Annotated in this window: 1 protein-coding gene; it reads left to right on the plus strand. The window is 68.0% G+C overall.

The features are described from left to right. Positions 1-102: 102 nt before the first annotated feature. Positions 103-1,081: IS481 family transposase (locus ACWGE1_RS41100; RefSeq protein WP_453425577.1), on the plus strand; the 979-nt coding region annotated here is incomplete at its 3' end.

A 1,081-nucleotide genomic window follows, 5' to 3' on the forward strand; every position in this document is an offset into this window, starting at 1 on the left:
TGTATTGATCACGAGCGTTGTTGACACTCGGCGGGTCTTGAACATGGCGAAGACCTCCGGTGTGGTGGGAGCTGTCTAGGAACTCACCGCACGGAGGCCTTCGTGTCCCACCGTAATGCCCGGCTGACCGTCTTCGGTAGGCGCCTGCTGGTCGAACGTGTCCGCTCGGGCCGCCCCGTCGCGCATGTCGCGGCCGAGATGGGCATATCGCGTGCCACCGCTCACAAATGGGTCCGCCGCTGGCGGACGGAAGGCGACGCCGGGCTTCACGACCGTTCCAGCCGCCCGCGCACGACGCCCCACCGGACGCCCTCCACGGTCGAGGCCCGGGTCTGTGACCTGCGCCGGAGCCGCAAGCTCGGCCCCGCCCGGATCGGCCCGGTCCTCGGCCTGCCCGCCTCGACCGTCCACCGGATCCTGGTCCGGCACAGCCTGAATCGCCTGGCCTGGCTGGACCGGCCCACCGGAGAGCCGATCAGGCGTTATGAGCGTGCCCGGCCCGGCGAGCTGGTCCATGTCGACATCAAGAAGCTCGGCAACATCCCCGACGGCGGCGGCTGGCGCACGGTGGGCCGCACGGCAGGTGACCGAAACCGGCAGGCCACCACCACCGAGCGCAAGAGCTCCACACCGGTGATCGGCTACTCCTACGTCCACTCCGCCGTCGACGACCACTCCCGCCTGGCCTACAGCGAGGTCCTGGCCGACGAACGCCAGCACACCGCGATCGGCTTCTGGCAGCGGGCCAACACGTTCTTCCAGGCTCATGGCATCACCGTCGAGCGAGTCCTGACCGACAACGGCTCCTGCTACAAATCCAAGCTGTTCACCCAGGCGCTGGCCGCGGCCGGCATCAGCCACAAACGCATCCGGCCCTACCGGCCCCAGACCAACGGCAAGGTCGAACGCTTCAACCGCACCCTCCTTGACGAGTGGGCCTACCTGCGGCCCTACACCTCGAACACCGAGCGGACAGCAGCGCTGGCAGACTTCCTCCACACCTACAACCACCACCGCTGCCACACCGCACTCGCAGGCAAGCCACCCATCAGCCGCGTGAACAACGCTGCGGGTCAATACA

The sequence above is a fragment of the Streptomyces sp. NPDC054932 genome, from assembly GCF_053610205.1.